The following is a 16,683-nucleotide window of genomic DNA, read 5'->3' as shown; positions in this document are numbered from 1 at the left end:
CTGTATTCAATATTCTGCAACTACTAGAATCTAAAGTGCGAGAACGCTTTGTTGGCATCTGCCATACGGTGCGTGTCATCTTTCTTTTTAACAGCAGCTCCTTCACCCTTTGCAGCGGCAATGATCTCACCAGCAAGACGGTCAACCATTGTTTTTTCTCCGCGCTTACGGGAATAGTTGATCAACCATTTCATTCCCAAAGACTGCTTACGCTCAGGACGAACTTCGGTTGGAACCTGGAAAGTAGCACCACCTACACGACGGCTTTTTACTTCCACAGATGGAGTTACATTGTTCAATGCTTTTCTCCAGGTTTCAAGACCGCTTTCGCTAGTCTTCTTCTCAACTATTTCCAATGCATCATAGAAAATAGTGAATGCAATGCTTTTCTTACCTTCGAACATCAGGTTGTTAACAAACTTGGTAACCTGAACGTCCCTGAACTTTGGATCAGGAAGGATATATCTTTTCTTTGGTTTCGACTTTCTCATTTTAACTTAAAATTTTACACGAGGTTTCGTTTTGCAACTTATTCACCCAGGCCATGAGCTTGGATTACTTCCCTTTTATCAGATTAATTCCTTAATAAAAGCAGAGAGAGTTACTTTTTATTTCTTTTTACCTTTTGTTGGTGCTGCTGCAACTTGTCCTGGTTTTGGACGCTTAGCACCATATTTCGAACGACGTTGCTTACGGCCGTTCACACCAGCTGTATCCAATGCACCACGGATAATGTGGTAACGCACACCTGGTAAATCTTTAACACGACCACCGCGGATCAAAACGATCGAGTGCTCTTGCAAGTTGTGGCCTTCACCCGGGATGTAAGCATTCACCTCCTTGTTGTTTGAAAGACGAACACGGGCAACTTTACGAAGCGCTGAGTTCGGTTTTTTAGGCGTTGTCGTGTACACCCTGGTGCACACACCCCTACGCTGAGGGCAAGAATCCAAAGCCGGTGACTTTGATTTCCATGTAATGGTCTCTCTACCTTTACGGACTAATTGTGAAATAGTTGGCATTTAACAAATTGATTTTGATCTGGTTAATGCACCAGTCTATTGTTTTGAAAACAGTTTTCCCGAAAAATCGGACTGCAAAAGTAACAGTCTCACATTGATTTACAAAACGTTACTTTCTTTTTTTCCAAAATCCATTTGAACAAATAAGCATTGTAATGCCAAAATGCAGGACGAACATGCTTATATTGCTCAGCGCATCCCTGCCAAACGATTAACAGGCTTGATTTTAGCCTAAAGAAGAATAAATAAAAATCTTAGCCTCTCATATCCGGAATTTTATTTCCAAACGTTGTTTATTAGTATTGTTTATCAAAAACCCAGTGTGCGCGTCAAATCATTTGATTTTATACTTTACATTATGAAACTTTCCCGGCGTTACTTTACCCTCATAGTTAGCCTCTTTACTATATGCGCTTATTTATCCGGCTGTAACTCAGCCATGCAGGCCTACAAAGACGGGCAAAAGAAATTTGAAAACGGTGAATATGATCTGGCCATAAAAGCATTCGAAAAGGCTGCCGCCGCGAATATAGAGCCCGTACAAACCGATTACCTGATTGCCGAATCCTATCGCTTGTCCAACCGTTTCAAAGAATCTATTCCTTTTTACAAAAAAGCCATTGACGCCGGTATCAATAAGCCTGATGCCCGGTTTCAGTATGCCTATGCATTGAAAACGGCTGGCCAGTATGAAGAAGCGTCCAACCAGTTTGCTTCCTATGCCAAGGACACTGCCGGCATTCAAAGTTTGCAGGACAGAGCATTGCGCGAAGTTGAGATCCTTAAAATTGCGGATCGCTTGCGTACAACAAAGATGGAGGTTGAAGCCAAAGCAATCCCGCTCAACACGCCCGGATCTGAATTTTCACCGACCATATTAGGTAACGAACTTGTTTTTTCTTCATCCAAAAAAGAAAAGGTTTACAAAAATAATGGCCAGCCTATGCTGGGCCTTTACAAAGTTTCAGTTTCAGAAGATGCTGGTGCTACACAAGGCACTCCGGTTTTGCTGAGCAATGATATTTTTGATGCAGACGCTAATGAGGCTTCACCCGCATTTTCTCCGGACGGAAAGACATTGGTGTTTGCACGCGGCAACACAGGTAAGAAAAACGGCGCTGTGGATGTAGACCTGTATTTAAGCCGCAATGTGAACGGACAGTGGACTACGCCCGCCATTTTACCTATCAATGATTCACTAGCCTGGGACGGTTCGCCTGCTTTTTCCCGCGACGGCAAAACATTGTATTTTGCTTCAAACCGTGCTGGCGGCTCAGGTGGCATTGACCTTTACCGCACCAATATGGATGCATCGGGCCGGTTCAGCAAGCCTGTAAATATGGGTAAGGACATTAATACAGCTGGTGACGAAATGTTCCCTTATGTAGCCGAAGGCGGAAAGCTCTATTTTGCTTCTGACGGCCATCCGGGGCTCGGAAAGCTGGATCTTTTCTCAGCGACGCGCACGCAGGGCGTTATTTCGATTGAAAATTTAGGTTTGCCCTTTAATAGTCCTCAAGATGATTTTGGGCTTGTGTTTTATAAAGACTTGAACAAAGGTTTCTTCTCGTCCAACCGCGAGGGTGGCAAAGGAGACGACGACATTTATTATTTCTCCGGCCCGGAAGAAGAGGATAGCACTACGGTGGCTAAAAACAACGATCCGAACGATCCTTCAAATCCTAATAACCCGAAATACATCAATGGCAAGCCAAAGGTTGTAAGATACTTCCTGGCTGGAAATGTGATCGCCAACGGAACATCGACGCCGATCGATTCTGCAGTCATTCGCATTCTGCCAGACACCTCTGATACTGAAATTGCGCAATTGCCTTCCAATTCAGAAGGAAAATTTGGCAAACAGCCTGTTGAAGAAGGCAAGTCGTACAGCCTTTTGGTTCAGCGCAAAGGATATATCAGCAGACGCGAGCCATTTTCGATGGACGGTCGTTCGATCCCTCCAATCTTCCTGACAAAAGAATTAACCGACACCACATTCAATGTGACAATTAAGCTCGATAAGCTGGAATTGAACAAGACATTTGTTCTCGAGAACATTTATTACGATTTGAACAAATACAACATTCGCCCGGATGCGGCCATTGAGCTGGATAAGCTTGTGCAGATCCTGAAAGATAATCCTACGATGAAAATCGAGCTGAGCTCTCATACGGATGCGCGTGCAACGGACGCCTATAACATGACGCTTTCACAAAACAGGGCAGAATCAGCCGTGACTTATCTCAATACAAAGGGAATAGATGCCGACCGGATGGTTGCCAAAGGTTATGGCGAGCGCGAACTCATCATTCCGAATGCCAAAACCGAGGAAGAACACCAGCGCAACCGGAGAACGGAATTCACGATCCTGAGTTACTAACATTTGGCAAATATTATAGAAGCCCGGTCCCGGCAATGCCCTGGACCGGGCTTCTTTGGTTATGCCCAGGTTCAAATTTTGTATGTTTGTATTTTTAAAATTCGATTTTCAGATTATTTAGTTAGTATTAATGGCTCAGCGAATCATCTATTGGTTTAGAAATGACCTGCGTTTACGCGACAATGAAGCACTTTTTTCTGCTGTCGCATCAGCAAATGAAATTGTACCCGTTTACGTTTTCGATCCCCGGCAATTCGATAAGACAAGATTAGGCTTCCGCCGAACAGGCGCTATGCGGGGACAATTTTTAATCCAGTCCATCGTCGACCTTAGGAACCGTTTAAGACAAAAGGGAGGCGATCTCTTGATACGCATAGGCGAACCCGAAAAGATCATCGCGCGTCTTGCAGAAGAATACAATGCCGAATATGTTTATACGAGCAAAGAAATCGCCCCCGAAGAAACGCGCATCGAATCTTCCCTGAGCAAAAATCTCAAAACGGTTAACATTGACATTAAGCTCTTCTGGATGGATACGCTGATGCATGCCACGGCATTGCCGTTCCCAATTGCAAAGCTTCCAGCCAACTTCGTTTCTTTCGCAACGCGAATTGAAAATGCCCTAAAAGTAAAAGAACCGCTTCCGGAACCCGGCAAAGTAACATTACCGTCTGATTATGACGCCGGCCCCATCCCGATACTGGCACAAATAGGCGTTGATCCCAATGAAATGGAAAATGCCGATGAACAAAATATCAGCCTGGGAGGTGAATCTGTCGCATTAACAGTCTTAGAAAAATATCTGGCCGACTATATAAAGGAAGGAAAGAGCTACGAAAGTGTCGATCCGCTTACCGATACGCGTCTGTCGGACTGGCTTTCGTTGGGCTGCATTTCCGCCAGATACATTTACTCTCAGGTAAAAAAAGTGCAACCAGCTAACGCGGAAGATGTTGCTATGCTCGAAAACCTGCTTTCACGCGACTATTTCCACTGGACTTTGCTGCGTTTTGGGCCGAGAATGTTCAAGCCGAGCGGTGTACAGCACCAGTTTCTCCGCCGCTGGCAAAATGACAATGCATTATATGAAACCTGGACAAACGGGCAGACAGCTGATTCTCAAGTAAACACATTGATGAAAAAGCTTAAACAAACCGGCTTCTTGACCTCCGACGAGCGCACCCTATGCGCCGATTATCTGGTGAATGTGCTGAATGTTAACTGGACCTGGGGGGCGATGTATTTCGAAAGTCACCTCATGGATTATGAAGGTTCCGTCAACTGGGGACGCTGGAATAATATTGCTGGTGTAGGAGAAAACTAATGCCAAAGGGTCAAAATTGTGGAAAAAACCTATTATCCGGTAATAAGTGTGTACAAAATCCACCTCGACCCGGTCATGTAGTTTTTCTAAAGGATTTTGCTAGCTTTGGGCAACTTTGAAGTAAATTCATTAACTCTAAACTGAATATAAAATGTCAAAAGGACTCATTGCCGTTATTGTCGTAATTCTTATTTTCGGATTCGTTGGCTGCGGTAAATATAATGGCCTGGTAAGTAAAGACGAGGTTGTAAAAGAATCATGGGCGAAGGTGGAAAGCCAGTATCAGCGTCGCGCGGACCTTATTCCGAACCTGGTAAGCACTGTTAAGGGAGCCGCGGATTTCGAGAAAGGAACATTAACAGCCGTAATCGAGGCGCGTAGCAAGGCAACACAAACTACTATTAATGCAGGAGATCTTACGCCGGAAAACATCGCGAAATTCCAGGGCGCACAAGATCAGTTGAGTGGAGCACTGTCCCGACTGCTTGTAACGGTTGAGCAATATCCGCAACTAAAAGCAAATCAAAACTTTCTTGATCTTCAGGCGCAGTTGGAAGGCACTGAAAACCGCATCACGGTAGCCAGAAACGATTTCAATACGGTTGTGAAGGATTACAACCAGGAAGTGCGCACATTCCCTAACAATCTTTTTGCGGGCATCTTCGGGTTCTCTCAAAAGGGTTATTTCACAGCGGCAGCTGGTTCGGACAAAGCTCCAACCGTGCAATTTTAGAAAAAGCACATTGGTTCTTAAGTAATAAACCAGATCATCATGGCCACAGATCCACTCTTTTTTAATGAAAAGGAGCAGCAGCTTATCATTGAAGCAATTCAGCAAGCTGAAAAACAAACATCCGGCGAAGTAAAGGTGCATATCGAAAAGAAATGCCCTGATCCGGATGTGATGGAGCGGGCCAAGGAAGTCTTCCTTTTTCTGAACCTTGATAAAACAGCAGAACAAAACGGGGTGCTTTTTTACCTGGCATATGAAGACCGTAAGTTCGCTGTTTTAGGAGATAAAGGAATTGATGCGAAGGTTACCGCTGATTTCTGGAATAGTACAAAAGATCTTCTCCGGCAATATTTTTTAAACGGGCAGTATTCGGAAGGGCTTGCAAAAGGAATCGCAGAAGCCGGTTTTCAATTGAAAAAGCATTTCCCCTACCAATCTGGCGACATCAACGAACTACCGGACGATATTTCGTTCGGGCACTGATCTATGAAGAAAGCCCTCATTATTTTTTGTCTGATCTGCTTCACATTCCTACGTGTGGCAGCGCAGGATATACCTAAAAGGCCCAATCCTCCGCGGTTGGTGAATGATCTTGCCAATCAGCTTAGTGCAAGCGAAGAGGCACAGCTGGAACAGAAACTCGTCGCCTACAATGACTCCACTTCCTCGCAGATTGTGATCGTTATTGTGCCCACAACCGGCGATTACCCACTGGCCGATTATGCACTGAAGCTCGGCCGGGAATGGGGTGTCGGACAAAAAGACAAAGACAACGGAATCGTGTTGCTATGGGCGCCCACAGACCGGAAAGTATACATTAGCACTGGTTATGGTCTAGAAGGTGCCATTCCCGATGCCATTGCCAAAAGGATCATTTCACAGGTGATCACGCCCAAATTCAAAAACAATCAGTTTTATGAAGGTTTGGATGAAGGCGTGGACATGATTTTCAAATACGCGACCGGCGAATACAAAGCCGATCCCAAACAGGCTAATGACGACGAATCATCCTCACCATTGCTGATCTTCGTAATCATATTTGTCGTGATTATGATCTTCATGTTCCGAAACCGTAATAATGGTGGCGGCAGAGGCGGACGCGGCGGTTTGGGCGGATTTGGCGGACCGATCATTTGGCCATATACTACCCATTCCGGGGGAGGAAGCTTTTCCGGGAACTGGGGCGGAGGTGGCGGAGGCGGAGGTGGTTTTGGAGGATTCGGAGGGGGAAGCTTTGGTGGCGGAGGCGCAGGAGGAGACTACTAAGTCGCTATTTACGAGTTGGTTATAAAGCAATTGATATTTAAAAGGAAGGCCTTATGCAAATTTGCATAAGGCCTTCCTTTTTTGCATTTAATGCTTATCCGATAACGTATAGTATTGGCATAGTTTTTTGACATCATCCATTAATTATTTTATTTAACCTAAACAAAATTATATGGAAAGGAAGAATAATACCGGTCTATTGGTCGGGTTGATCCTTATGACAATTCTTGCGGCAGTATTTGGTTATCTATACTACAATGAGCGCAATATCACCAATAAGCAGGAAACAGATTTGCAATCTCGTGTAAACGAACTCGCATCAGCAGAAATCAAGCTTGATTCTATTTCGAAACAACTCGACGCACGGATCCAGGAAGTTCAGGGATTGGGTGGCGACATTGAGGAGTTGCAGAAAGTGAAAGCAGCCCTCGAAAATGACCGTATAGCATTGCGTAAAGGCAATGTTACCATGGGCAAAAAAGTGAAAGAGTATGAAGCGTTTCTGAACAAAAAAGACGAAGAAATTGCGCAGCTCAGAGAAGAGAATCAGCAGCTGATAAGCCAAAACGAAACATTGGTTCAGGAGAAAACAACACTGGAAACGACCAAACAGGCCATCAGTGATTCCCTTTCAGGTGTAGTTTCCAAAAACACCGAGCTGGAATCCAAAGTTACAATGGCTGCAGCATTGCGCGCACGGAACGTGAAGGTTTATGCTGTTTCGTCCAAGGGAAAAGTGAGAGAAGGCGAAAATGTGAAAGCCAAAAGAGTGGATAAGGTCCGGGTTGATTTCATTCTTGAAAAAAATCCATTGACTGCGGCAGATAACAAGACCATCTATCTGCGTATCATTGATCCATCAGGAGCAACAATCTCGGATACGAAAACCGGATCCGGCGTATTTGACTATAATGGCCAGGAACAAGGATATACCATTAGTAAGGATGTATCTTATACCAATAATAACCAGGACGTAAGTATTCTTTATGACAGGGATGCGTCATTTGCGTCCGGAAAATACACGATCGAACTTTACTCAGAAGGTTTCTCCATTGGAGAAGGCTCGTTCTCAGTGAAGTAAGGATTTGAACAACCTAATTTTATGTAAATGCGGTAACTGGCCCGATGTGGCTGGTTACCGCATTTATTTTATCCGTTTATTTATATTTATCGTTATTTCATATCTTGTGCTATCATTTTTTCAAAAAACAGCCCGCTAAACCAAATAAAACACTTCTCTTCTATGTCTGCACAGATTTCCCAAAAGCACCCCACAGGCTTATATGTCCTTTTTTTCGCGGAAATGTGGGAGCGGTTCAGCTACTACGGGATGCGTGCAATCCTCTTACTTTTTCTCCTCGACGCCGTACGTGGCGGGATGGGCATGAACGCAGGCGAAGCAGCCGCGATTTATGGCTTATATACTGCATCTGTATACTTGCTGACACTGCCTGGTGGGTGGCTTGCAGATAATATTTTGGGGCAGAAAAAAGCCATTTGGTATGGCGGGATCGTGATCATGCTGGGCCACATTATCCTGGCAATTCCAGGCGGCAGTACGCTATTCTTTTTAGGGCTCACGACAGTGGCGGTTGGAACCGGCTTATTGAAACCAAACATCAGCTCGATCGTAGGCGAGCTTTATCCCGAGGGCGGTGCGCGGCGTGATGCAGCATTCTCCATTTTTTATATGGGCATTAACCTCGGCTCGTTCCTTGGAATTGCCATTGTAGGTTATCTCGGAGAGCGGGTAAGCTGGCATATGGGCTTTGGAGCAGCCGCCATTGGAATGCTTCTTGGATTGATCGTTTTCCGCTACGGAAGCGCCCGCTATTTAAAAGGAATGGGTGATGTGCCGCCGGCCAGGATCGCTACGGCCGAATCCGATGCGCAAAACGGAGCCAACAAAAGGCTCGGTTACCTTTTCATTGGCGCACTCGTCGTGCTGTTGATCGTCTTGCAAACTTCCGGCGTGCTGGATATGACCACCGCGCAAGGACTGGCAAAAGGTGCCGGTGTGATCATTGTCATTATTTCTGCTTCCTACTTCCTCTTTATATTATTTGCCGGAGGCCTTACCCGCGTAGAGCAGTATCGCGTTGTGGTGTTAATTATCCTGTTCCTGGCCATAGCGCTTTTTTGGGCGGGTTACGAACAGGCCGGAACATCGCTTCAGATCTTTGCCGAGCGTCATACCCAGCGTGTTATTGGCGGATGGGAAGTGCCGTCCAGCTGGTTCCAGAACTTCCAGCCTACTTTCGTGCTTCTTTTCGCGCCTGTCCTGGCAAGTCTGTGGATATATCTGTCATCAAAGAACCTTAACCCATCCATTCCCGTCAAATTTGCGGCTGGATTGATCTTGTTGGGTTTGAGCTTCTTTGTAATGGTGGCCGCTTCCAACATTGCGGTAACCGGCCAGCTCGCATCTCCTTTGTTCCTCACATTGACTTACTTCCTGCACACGATCGGAGAATTGTGCGTAAGCCCGGTCGGACTGAGCTCTTATACGAAACTGGCCCCCAAGCGATATGTAAGCCAGCTAATGGGCATCTGGTTCGTGGGCGCGTCGCTGGGTAACCTCATTGCCGGGATCTTCGCCGGAGGGTTTGATGAAGAAAACATTATGCAAATGCCTGCCTTGTTCAACCAGGTCGCTATTATTACAACCGTATTCGGCTTTATCCTGCTTATTTTCTGGAAGCCTATCAAAGGCTGGATGGGCGGAATCTCGTAATCAAAAAATTAACATTCAATACACTACAAATGAAATTAGCCAATTTATGTTATTCGGCACTGGCATTCTCGCTTGCGATGACGGCCTGCAAAAAAGAGAATGATCAGGAATCGACCCGTGAAAAAGTGCCTGGTTTTGATATCAGCTCGCTTGATTCGATGGTGAAAGCTTGCGATGATTTTGACACTTATGTTAATGGCGGCTGGAAAAAAGCGAACCCGATTCCCGGAACAGAAAGCCGCTGGGGCGCTTTCAATGTGTTGGATAAGGAAAACAAAGAGGTAAGGTTAAGAGGCATTATAAACGAAATTGTCAAGCTCGAAGATCGCAAGAAAGGAAGCGAGGAACAGCAAATTGCGGATTATTACCAATCCTATCTGGACACCGTCACCATTGAAAAACGTGCTATAACACCATTAAAGCCGTATTTGGATAAAATAAATGGCGTGCAGTCCCTTAAAGACCTTTCGTCGGTTTCGGGAGAATTGCAAAAGGTTGGTGTTTCTTCGGTTGTGGGCTTAGGCGTGGATGCGGATCTGAAAAACAGTAAAATCAATGTCCTGTATCAAGGGCAGGACGGCCTGAGCCTGGGCGAGAGAAGTTACTACGAACGGACAGATTCGAGCACAGTGAAAGTACGCGAGGAGTTTGTGAAACATGTGGATAAAATGTTCTCGCTGGGAGCATTTGCGGATCCTAAACCAGGGCAAACGATCCTGGATTTTGAGACGAAACTGGCGAAGCTTCAATTAACAAATGTTGAGCTGCGTGATCCCGTGAAGACATATAACAAGATGTCCTTCAAAGGTTTCCAGGCACTCGTTCCAGATTTTGATGTCGAAACATTTGCCGGCAAGCAAGACATCAAGACGGACAGCATTGTTGTCCAGAACAAAGCTTACCTGGAAAACGTAAACAAACTGCTCAAAGCCACGCCGATTGCCACATTAAAGCTTTATACCAAATGGCAGCTTCTGTCACGGTTCGCGGGATATCTCCCCAAAAGCTTTGACCAGGAGAATTTCCGCTTTTTCAGCACCGTTATGCGCGGCACAAAGCAGCAGAAAGCAAGAGTGGAACGCGCTATCCGTTCAACGGATGGCCTGTTAGGAATGCCTTTGGGAAAATTGTTCTCTAAAAAATACTTCCCGGAGGAAGATAAGAAGAAGGTTTCGGAAATGATCGAAAACGTCCGCACGGTGTACGGCGAGCGTATCGACAAACTTTCCTGGATGGGCGATTCTACCAAGGCGAAGGCCCACAAAAAATTGAAAGCATTCACCTACAAAATCGGCTATCCCGATAAATGGAAGGATTACTCGTCCATTGATGTGGTAAAAGATAAGCTTTTTGAAAATGTGATTGCAGCGTCGCTTTACGCGCATAAGGAGGAGATCGACAAAATAGGAAAGCCGGTGGATAAGGCCGAATGGCTGATGACGCCGCAAACAGTGAATGCCTATTACAATCCGCTCAATAACGAAATCGTGTTCCCTGCCGGGATTTTGCAGCCGCCATTTTACAACCGCGATGCCGACGATGCCATTAACTACGGCGGCATCATTGCCGTTATCGGTCACGAATTCACGCACGGTTTCGACGATCAGGGATCGCAGTTTGACGATGAGGGAAATCTTAAAAACTGGTGGACACCTTCTGATAGGGCTAACTTTGACAAGCTGACAAAAAAATACATCGACTATTTCAGCGGCATTGAAGCATTACCCGGATTTAAAATCAACGGTGCTTTAACGATCGGCGAGAATGTTGCCGACCTCGGTGGATTAACATTGGCTTACTATGCATTGGAAAAATCCCTGAAAGGCAAAGCGGAGCCCGCTCCTATCGACGGTTTCAACTGGAAACAACGCTTCTTCCTGGGCTGGGCGCAGGTTTGGCATATGAACACGACCAACGAAGCATTGCGAAACCAGGTGCAAACCGACCCGCATTCACCCGCAAAAGATCGTATCAATGGCCCTATGCCGCATTTAAAAGAATTTGAAGCTGCATGGAACTGCGCACCAAATAGCAAAATGATCCTGCCCGATTCAGCCCGGATTGTGATCTGGTAAGCTATTTGCCTGCAACGTACCTGTTACGATAAACACTTGGACTACACCCCTTAGCCTGCCTGAATTGGCGGGCTATATTTTTGCTGTCTGTAAGCCCCATATCCAGCGCAATTTCAAACACCGACATATCCGTATCGAGCAGTTTTTGGGTAAATTTCTCAATGCGCAGGTTGAAAATGTATTTGTAAATGGGATAACCGGTAATTTCAAGAAAGCGCTTTTCCAGCGCACGGCGGGACAACGGGACCTGCTTGACAACCTCATCTACGTGCAGGTTTTTATCAATGTTCTGATGGATGTATTTTAATGACGACGCGATATGGTCATCATTGGTAGCATAAATATCCGTGGAATGCCTCGTAATAACCTGAACCGGCTTTACAATGATGTCATAATAATGGGCCGTGCCATGCTTGATCATGTGATCGAGCAATTTGGCGGCGTCGTAACCGCCTTTTTCTGCATCCAATGCAATGCTTGACAGTGGCGGATCTGATAAATCGCAGATCATTTCGTCATTATCCACACCCAAAACAGCAACTTCTTCGGGAATGCGGATTCCCAATTGCCGACAGGCCTCGGTAATGTGCTGCCCCTGGTTATCGTCGCAGGTCATGAGGCCGATGGGCTTCGGCAGCGATTTCAGCCAGCGGCTCAGCGAGCTGGGCTTATAATACCAAAGCTCTGTGGAACGCGCCTTTTTGTGCTCAAAATAATGAACCTCATGCCCGCGCTTTTTCAACCTCTCCTCAAATCCCTCAGCCCTCTCTCTCGACCACACAATGTCGTTGAATCCGTAAAAAGCGAAATTTGTAAAACCCTTTTTGAGAAAATAATCGGCGCCGAGTTGCCCGGCTTCGTGATAGCCACCGGTAATGTTGGGAATTTCGGCAAAACGCTCTTTGAAATCCTGCGCTATAACGGGAATCCCCGCCTGCACTATTTTTTCAATGTCCTTATTGTAAAGCTGTCCCACGATGCCATCGGCTTTCCATTCCAGCGCCCATTTCAAAATCCCGTCGATCCCCACTGTTTCCCTATGGAAAAGAGGCATCCGGCAAAAGATCCAGGGCCCGAATTCCTTCGAATACGTGTTGATCCCCTTCATCAGGCTCTTGCTGTATTCTTCGGCGAAGTCAAGGAGAAGGATTATTTTATACATCAGGCATGATCAGAAGATGTCCTTAATGCTCGAAATCGTATCATTATTAACGAGTGGTTTGGCCCAGATGCCAATGCTGAAAATGTAAGCCAGCGGCACAAAAAGGAATAGCATCGCCATTTGTAATCCAAACAACTCCCCCAGCCCCCCAACGATTAAAGGCACAACCGCCCCGCCCGCAATGCCGGCACATAAAATGCCCGAGAACGTTCCATGATGCCTCGGAACGGAATTCATCGCAAGCGAGAAAATCACCGAATACATGACCGAGGCAAAGAAACCGGTGATAGGAAATGCATTCATAGCAACCGCTTTTGAACCAAATAATGCGAAAGCCAATGATAAAATAGCCCCGGAAGTGAAGAAAACGAGCACTTTACGGCTATCGAATATTTTTAATAAAATCAATCCCAGAAAACACCCGATGGTAAGCAATCCCCAGAAATAGGAAATCACCGCCGCGCCGTTAGTGGCGGGATCAACATTGTGATAGGTTTGTAAAAATTGAGAGATCCAGTTGGCAATGCCCTGCTCGGTTCCTACATACGCAAAAATGCCCAAAAAGAACAGCCAGACTGATTTGTTCGCCACCAGTTCTTTAAATGAATGTCCCACATCCATACGCTCGTCTTCCAGCAGGTCCACTTTGGGAAATTTCACCAACGAAATCACCACCACCATTAACAATGCTATAACGGCAAAAACCCAATACAGGGAAACCCATTTCAGGTTTTCAGGGACAAGATTATTTAATGTATCAATTAAAAACCCGGAATTGCCTGAATGCACATTGAGCACCAGATAGCTGTAAAGCATGGGGCTCAGGAATGATGCCCCGCCGAAGAAAAGCTGCGCCAGAACCGAAAAGAATGCAAATTTCTCTTCACCGCCTGCAACCCGCAACAAGGGGTTAATGACAACTTGCAGCATGGCCATGCCAATCCCGATCAGAAAAAGAGAGCCTAGTGCAATGGCAAAGCTTGGAATAATGGCAAATAGCAGCGCTCCTAAAAAAGCAAGAAAAAAAGCCAGCAGTAACACTGGCTTTTCTCCGTATTTCTCAACCATCAGGCCCGCCGGGATTGACATGACCCCATAGGCGACAAAAAACGCAAAAGGAAGAAATCCCGCAAGGCCAATGCTCAGGCTGAAACTTTTGACGATATCCGGAATAATGGGTCCCAGGATATTGGTCAAAAAAGAGATGACAAAAAATATCAGCAGGATCAGGATAACAATAAAAATATTCCTTTGCATGAGGGTTCGGGCTTACTATCCACTATTTGTGACGTGCTTACTGGGCGGCAACTACGCTCGTGCGGCTCGCTCTACCAGCCATATCAAAGCTTTTCAGCTTGATCGTTCCGGCAGCTTTTACCGGCGCTTCGTAAACCGGCGATTTTGCAGTTGGCTCCGAACCGTCCGTGGTGTAGCGTATAGCAAGTCCGGGAAGTTCCACATTGGCTTTCAGCATGCCGCCTTCCACCACAGCGCCCGGCATAGGAAGCCTGTAATTATAACCTCCGTTCACAAAACTCATTCTTGGCATGTGCCGCTGCGCAATGCTGTTGGCAAAAACATTCCAGCCTTCATCGATCATTTTTTTCCGCGCTGCGTCGTCGGCCACATTCTCCCACTTGCGTTCCGCTGCCCAGGCGCTTTCTGCAAAACCCATCAATTTTGGTAAAATAGAGTATTCCATCATATCACGGCCTTTCACCGTCTCGCACCAAAGCTGCGCTTCTATTCCGATGATATTTTTCCGCGCCTCCGGTTTCAGCTGCTGCTTACCTACGAATTCCTCTTTCATAGGCTTGCCCAAAGCCGTCTGCTCCGTTGTGCGGAACATATTGAATGGTGCAAATGCCCAGTTATCGCGCGTATCCACAAATCCTCCCCAATACAAGCCTGGCTCTTTCGGGTCGTTGTTGTAAGACATATCGAAGTAAAAATTCGTCACATTGCAAAGTACAACCTGATATCCGGCATTGGCGAGGCGGTTACCCAAATCCACATCATATACATTGTTCCAAACATAAGGAACCACAGGATGGCCCACGAATTCAGGGTTAGCATTGTAAATGCCTGCATTGGTTTTGGTAAGGGCAACTTCCTCCCAGCCATGCACTTTGAGATTGCGCTTTTCCAGTCTTGGCAGCAGTTTTCTGAAAAAGTAAGTTTGTAGGTCGCGGAATTCTTTGATCTCCGGATTTTCAGCCTTTAATTTAATGGCCATAGGCGACTTGGTCCAGGCGCCTTCGGCCACCTCATCTCCGCCCGTATGGAAAGTATCCATCGTCAAACCTGCCTCTTTGTACATTTTGGCAAATTCATCCACCACCTTTTCAAAGAAATGATAAGTGGATTCCCGGGCTACACTTACAGTATTGTTCTTATAAGCCTGCGCCGAAAGGTAAACGGACTTGTCTTCCGGGTCAATCAACCGGTATTCGTTCGCTTCTTTCTCTTTTCCTTCCTTCATCAAGCGTTCATAGCGCGCTTCCATTGACTTGATCGCTGCCAGTGCGTGGCCAGGGAAATTCACTTCCGGGATAACCTTAATGTGCCTGTCGTTTGCATATTTAAGTATTTCAATAAAATCGGCACGGGTGTAATAACCACTTCCATATTTACCCTCATCATTTGCCACCGGCCCTGATCCGTAACTTGGATGTAATGCAGGAGCGCTGATTCCTGACATATGCGCACGGTGCGCGCCTACCTTCGTAAGTTCGGGTAACCCATCGATTTCAACGCGCCAGCCTTCATCCTCGGTGGTATAAAACAAAAAGTGATTGACTTTATATGACGCCAGGAGATCCAGCACGCGCTTTATAGATTCTTTTGTCTGGAAATTCCTGCCCACGTCCAAATGCATGCTCCTGAAATGAAAACGTGGTGCATCCTCAACCTGAATATGCCCTAACAATATAGATGGAGCCGGTTTTTGGTAAGATTCCGTTGGTACAAGCTGTAAAAGACTTTGAATGCCATAGAAAACGCCTGCCGCATCACTGCCCGTAATATTCACCCCGCTTGCATTAACGCCTAGCTTATACGCTTCCTTCGCAATGCCGTTTACAGATACAGTTCCTGTGTTCAAAACAATAGACGGAGCCTCGGCCGCCGTTGTGGTCGGCAGTCCCTCGCGGATCGGGAAATCTGTTCCGGTAACTGTTTTTAGTTTTTCAATCAGATATTTGGCTTCCTTTTCAAGACCTTTCTGGTAGAATACATTGGCCTTACTATCTAATGTAAATGTCTCCGTGCCGGCACTCATTTTTACCGGAGACGGAATGATCTTCAAAAGCTGCTCTGCGCCAAGCTTAGTGAATTTGAGATTGTCTTTATAACGCTGCTCCGCCGTTGGAAGCGGCACAAGATCATCTTTTCCTCTCAGGATCTGCTCTTTGGCAACAAATGGTTCAACCTTGAAATCTGCAACCTGCACGATCTCCTTCTCTTTGCCTTCTTTGTCATAAAAAACAAAATACAAGCCCATCGGCGCATCCGTTTCCTTAATGACGCCTTCTGTTCCGGTATAATTTACAATGATAGAGTCACCCGGGGCAAGCTTGAAATCCTTACCCGGCACCATTTTGTACCAATCCCCATTCAAATGCTCAATGATAGCCGGCTGCGGTGTTTTATTGCGCTGGATCGGCCGAGGCGACATATTGAAAAACAATGCCCAGTTGGTGCCGTCGAGGGTAAAATCGCTGCCATTTCTAAGGGTGAATTTGGCATCGAAACTATGCGCTGGCTCTATAAAATTGGTAATGAGCTTCCACGAAATACCGATTTTTTGCGCCTGCTCTTTGGTAACGTCACCGCTGCGCGAGCAACCGGCCAGAACAAGAAAACATAATGCAACAAGCTGATAAAGGAATATTCTCTTCATTGGGTCAGAAATACAAAGATTTTATGAGTTTAACGGTTGCTATGCAGGCAAGCCGGATTACAGCATTAATATTACTGATAACTTAG

13 protein-coding genes are annotated in these 16,683 nt (G+C 46.0%); 8 read left to right on the top strand and 5 right to left on the bottom strand.

Annotated features, from left to right (window positions below):
- Window positions 1-23: 23 nt before the first annotated feature.
- Both rpsG and rpsL read right to left on the bottom strand, forming a co-directional pair.
- On the bottom strand, window positions 24-491 hold the full coding sequence (gene rpsG, locus LZG74_RS02955) for a 30S ribosomal protein S7 (protein WP_026631226.1): 468 nt from the start codon (window positions 489-491) through the stop codon (window positions 24-26).
- 117 nt (window positions 492-608) lie between these two features.
- Window positions 609-1,022, bottom strand: coding sequence for a 30S ribosomal protein S12 (gene rpsL / locus LZG74_RS02950; RefSeq protein WP_026631225.1), 414 nt, complete (start codon window positions 1,020-1,022; stop codon window positions 609-611).
- 439 nt (window positions 1,023-1,461) lie between these two features.
- Here rpsL and LZG74_RS02945 point away from each other — a divergent pair, with 439 nt between their 5' ends.
- The 8 genes from LZG74_RS02945 (at window position 1,462) to LZG74_RS02910 (ending at window position 11,534) form a co-directional block, all read left to right on the top strand.
- Window positions 1,462-3,402, top strand: a complete 1,941-nt coding sequence (locus tag LZG74_RS02945; RefSeq protein ID WP_233796324.1) for an OmpA family protein — start codon at window positions 1,462-1,464, stop codon at window positions 3,400-3,402.
- A 130-nt stretch (window positions 3,403-3,532) separates the two neighbouring features.
- Window positions 3,533-4,726: a deoxyribodipyrimidine photo-lyase gene (locus tag LZG74_RS02940; protein WP_233795146.1), complete on the top strand. Its 1,194-nt coding sequence runs from the start codon at window positions 3,533-3,535 to the stop codon at window positions 4,724-4,726.
- A gap of 151 nt (window positions 4,727-4,877) precedes the next feature.
- Window positions 4,878-5,459, top strand: coding sequence for a LemA family protein (locus LZG74_RS02935; protein ID WP_026631223.1), 582 nt, complete (start codon window positions 4,878-4,880; stop codon window positions 5,457-5,459).
- Between the two features lie 39 nt (window positions 5,460-5,498).
- Window positions 5,499-5,942 carry a TPM domain-containing protein gene (locus tag LZG74_RS02930; RefSeq protein WP_233795145.1) on the top strand — a complete coding sequence of 148 codons (444 nt, stop codon included), beginning with the start codon at window positions 5,499-5,501 and terminating at the stop codon, window positions 5,940-5,942.
- Window positions 5,943-5,945: 3 nt separating this feature from the next.
- A complete protein-coding gene (locus tag LZG74_RS02925; protein WP_233795144.1) occupies window positions 5,946-6,725 on the top strand; it encodes a YgcG family protein in 780 nt (259 codons plus the stop codon).
- A gap of 172 nt (window positions 6,726-6,897) precedes the next feature.
- On the top strand, window positions 6,898-7,806 hold the full coding sequence (locus LZG74_RS02920; RefSeq protein WP_233795143.1) for a hypothetical protein: 909 nt from the start codon (window positions 6,898-6,900) through the stop codon (window positions 7,804-7,806).
- A 162-nt stretch (window positions 7,807-7,968) separates the two neighbouring features.
- Window positions 7,969-9,459: a peptide MFS transporter gene (locus LZG74_RS02915; protein WP_233795142.1), complete on the top strand. Its 1,491-nt coding sequence runs from the start codon at window positions 7,969-7,971 to the stop codon at window positions 9,457-9,459.
- Between the two features lie 29 nt (window positions 9,460-9,488).
- The gene (locus tag LZG74_RS02910; protein ID WP_233795141.1) at window positions 9,489-11,534 is read left to right on the top strand and encodes a M13 family metallopeptidase; all 2,046 of its coding nucleotides are present in this window, start codon (window positions 9,489-9,491) and stop codon (window positions 11,532-11,534) included.
- A gap of 1 nt (window position 11,535) precedes the next feature.
- On the opposite strand, the gene LZG74_RS02905 is transcribed toward LZG74_RS02910, so the two are convergent.
- Genes LZG74_RS02905 through LZG74_RS02895 form a run of 3 tightly spaced genes read right to left on the bottom strand, consistent with a single transcriptional unit; the run spans window position 11,536 to window position 16,597 of the window.
- Entirely contained in the window at window positions 11,536-12,696 is a 1,161-nt protein-coding gene (locus LZG74_RS02905) for a DNA-binding transcriptional regulator (RefSeq protein WP_233795140.1), read from the bottom strand.
- Window positions 12,697-12,705: 9 nt separating this feature from the next.
- Window positions 12,706-13,953 carry an MFS transporter gene (locus tag LZG74_RS02900; RefSeq protein ID WP_233795139.1) on the bottom strand — a complete coding sequence of 416 codons (1,248 nt, stop codon included), beginning with the start codon at window positions 13,951-13,953 and terminating at the stop codon, window positions 12,706-12,708.
- 37 nt (window positions 13,954-13,990) lie between these two features.
- Window positions 13,991-16,597: a family 20 glycosylhydrolase gene (locus LZG74_RS02895; protein ID WP_233795138.1), complete on the bottom strand. Its 2,607-nt coding sequence runs from the start codon at window positions 16,595-16,597 to the stop codon at window positions 13,991-13,993.
- Between the last annotated feature and the right edge of the window lie 86 nt (window positions 16,598-16,683).

It is taken from the genome of Dyadobacter sp. CY327 (assembly GCF_021390415.1).
GTDB lineage: Bacteria > Bacteroidota > Bacteroidia > Cytophagales > Spirosomataceae > Dyadobacter > Dyadobacter chenhuakuii.
Note: the sequence above shows the minus strand (reverse complement) of the source record. Positions and strands in the feature narration are given on the sequence as shown.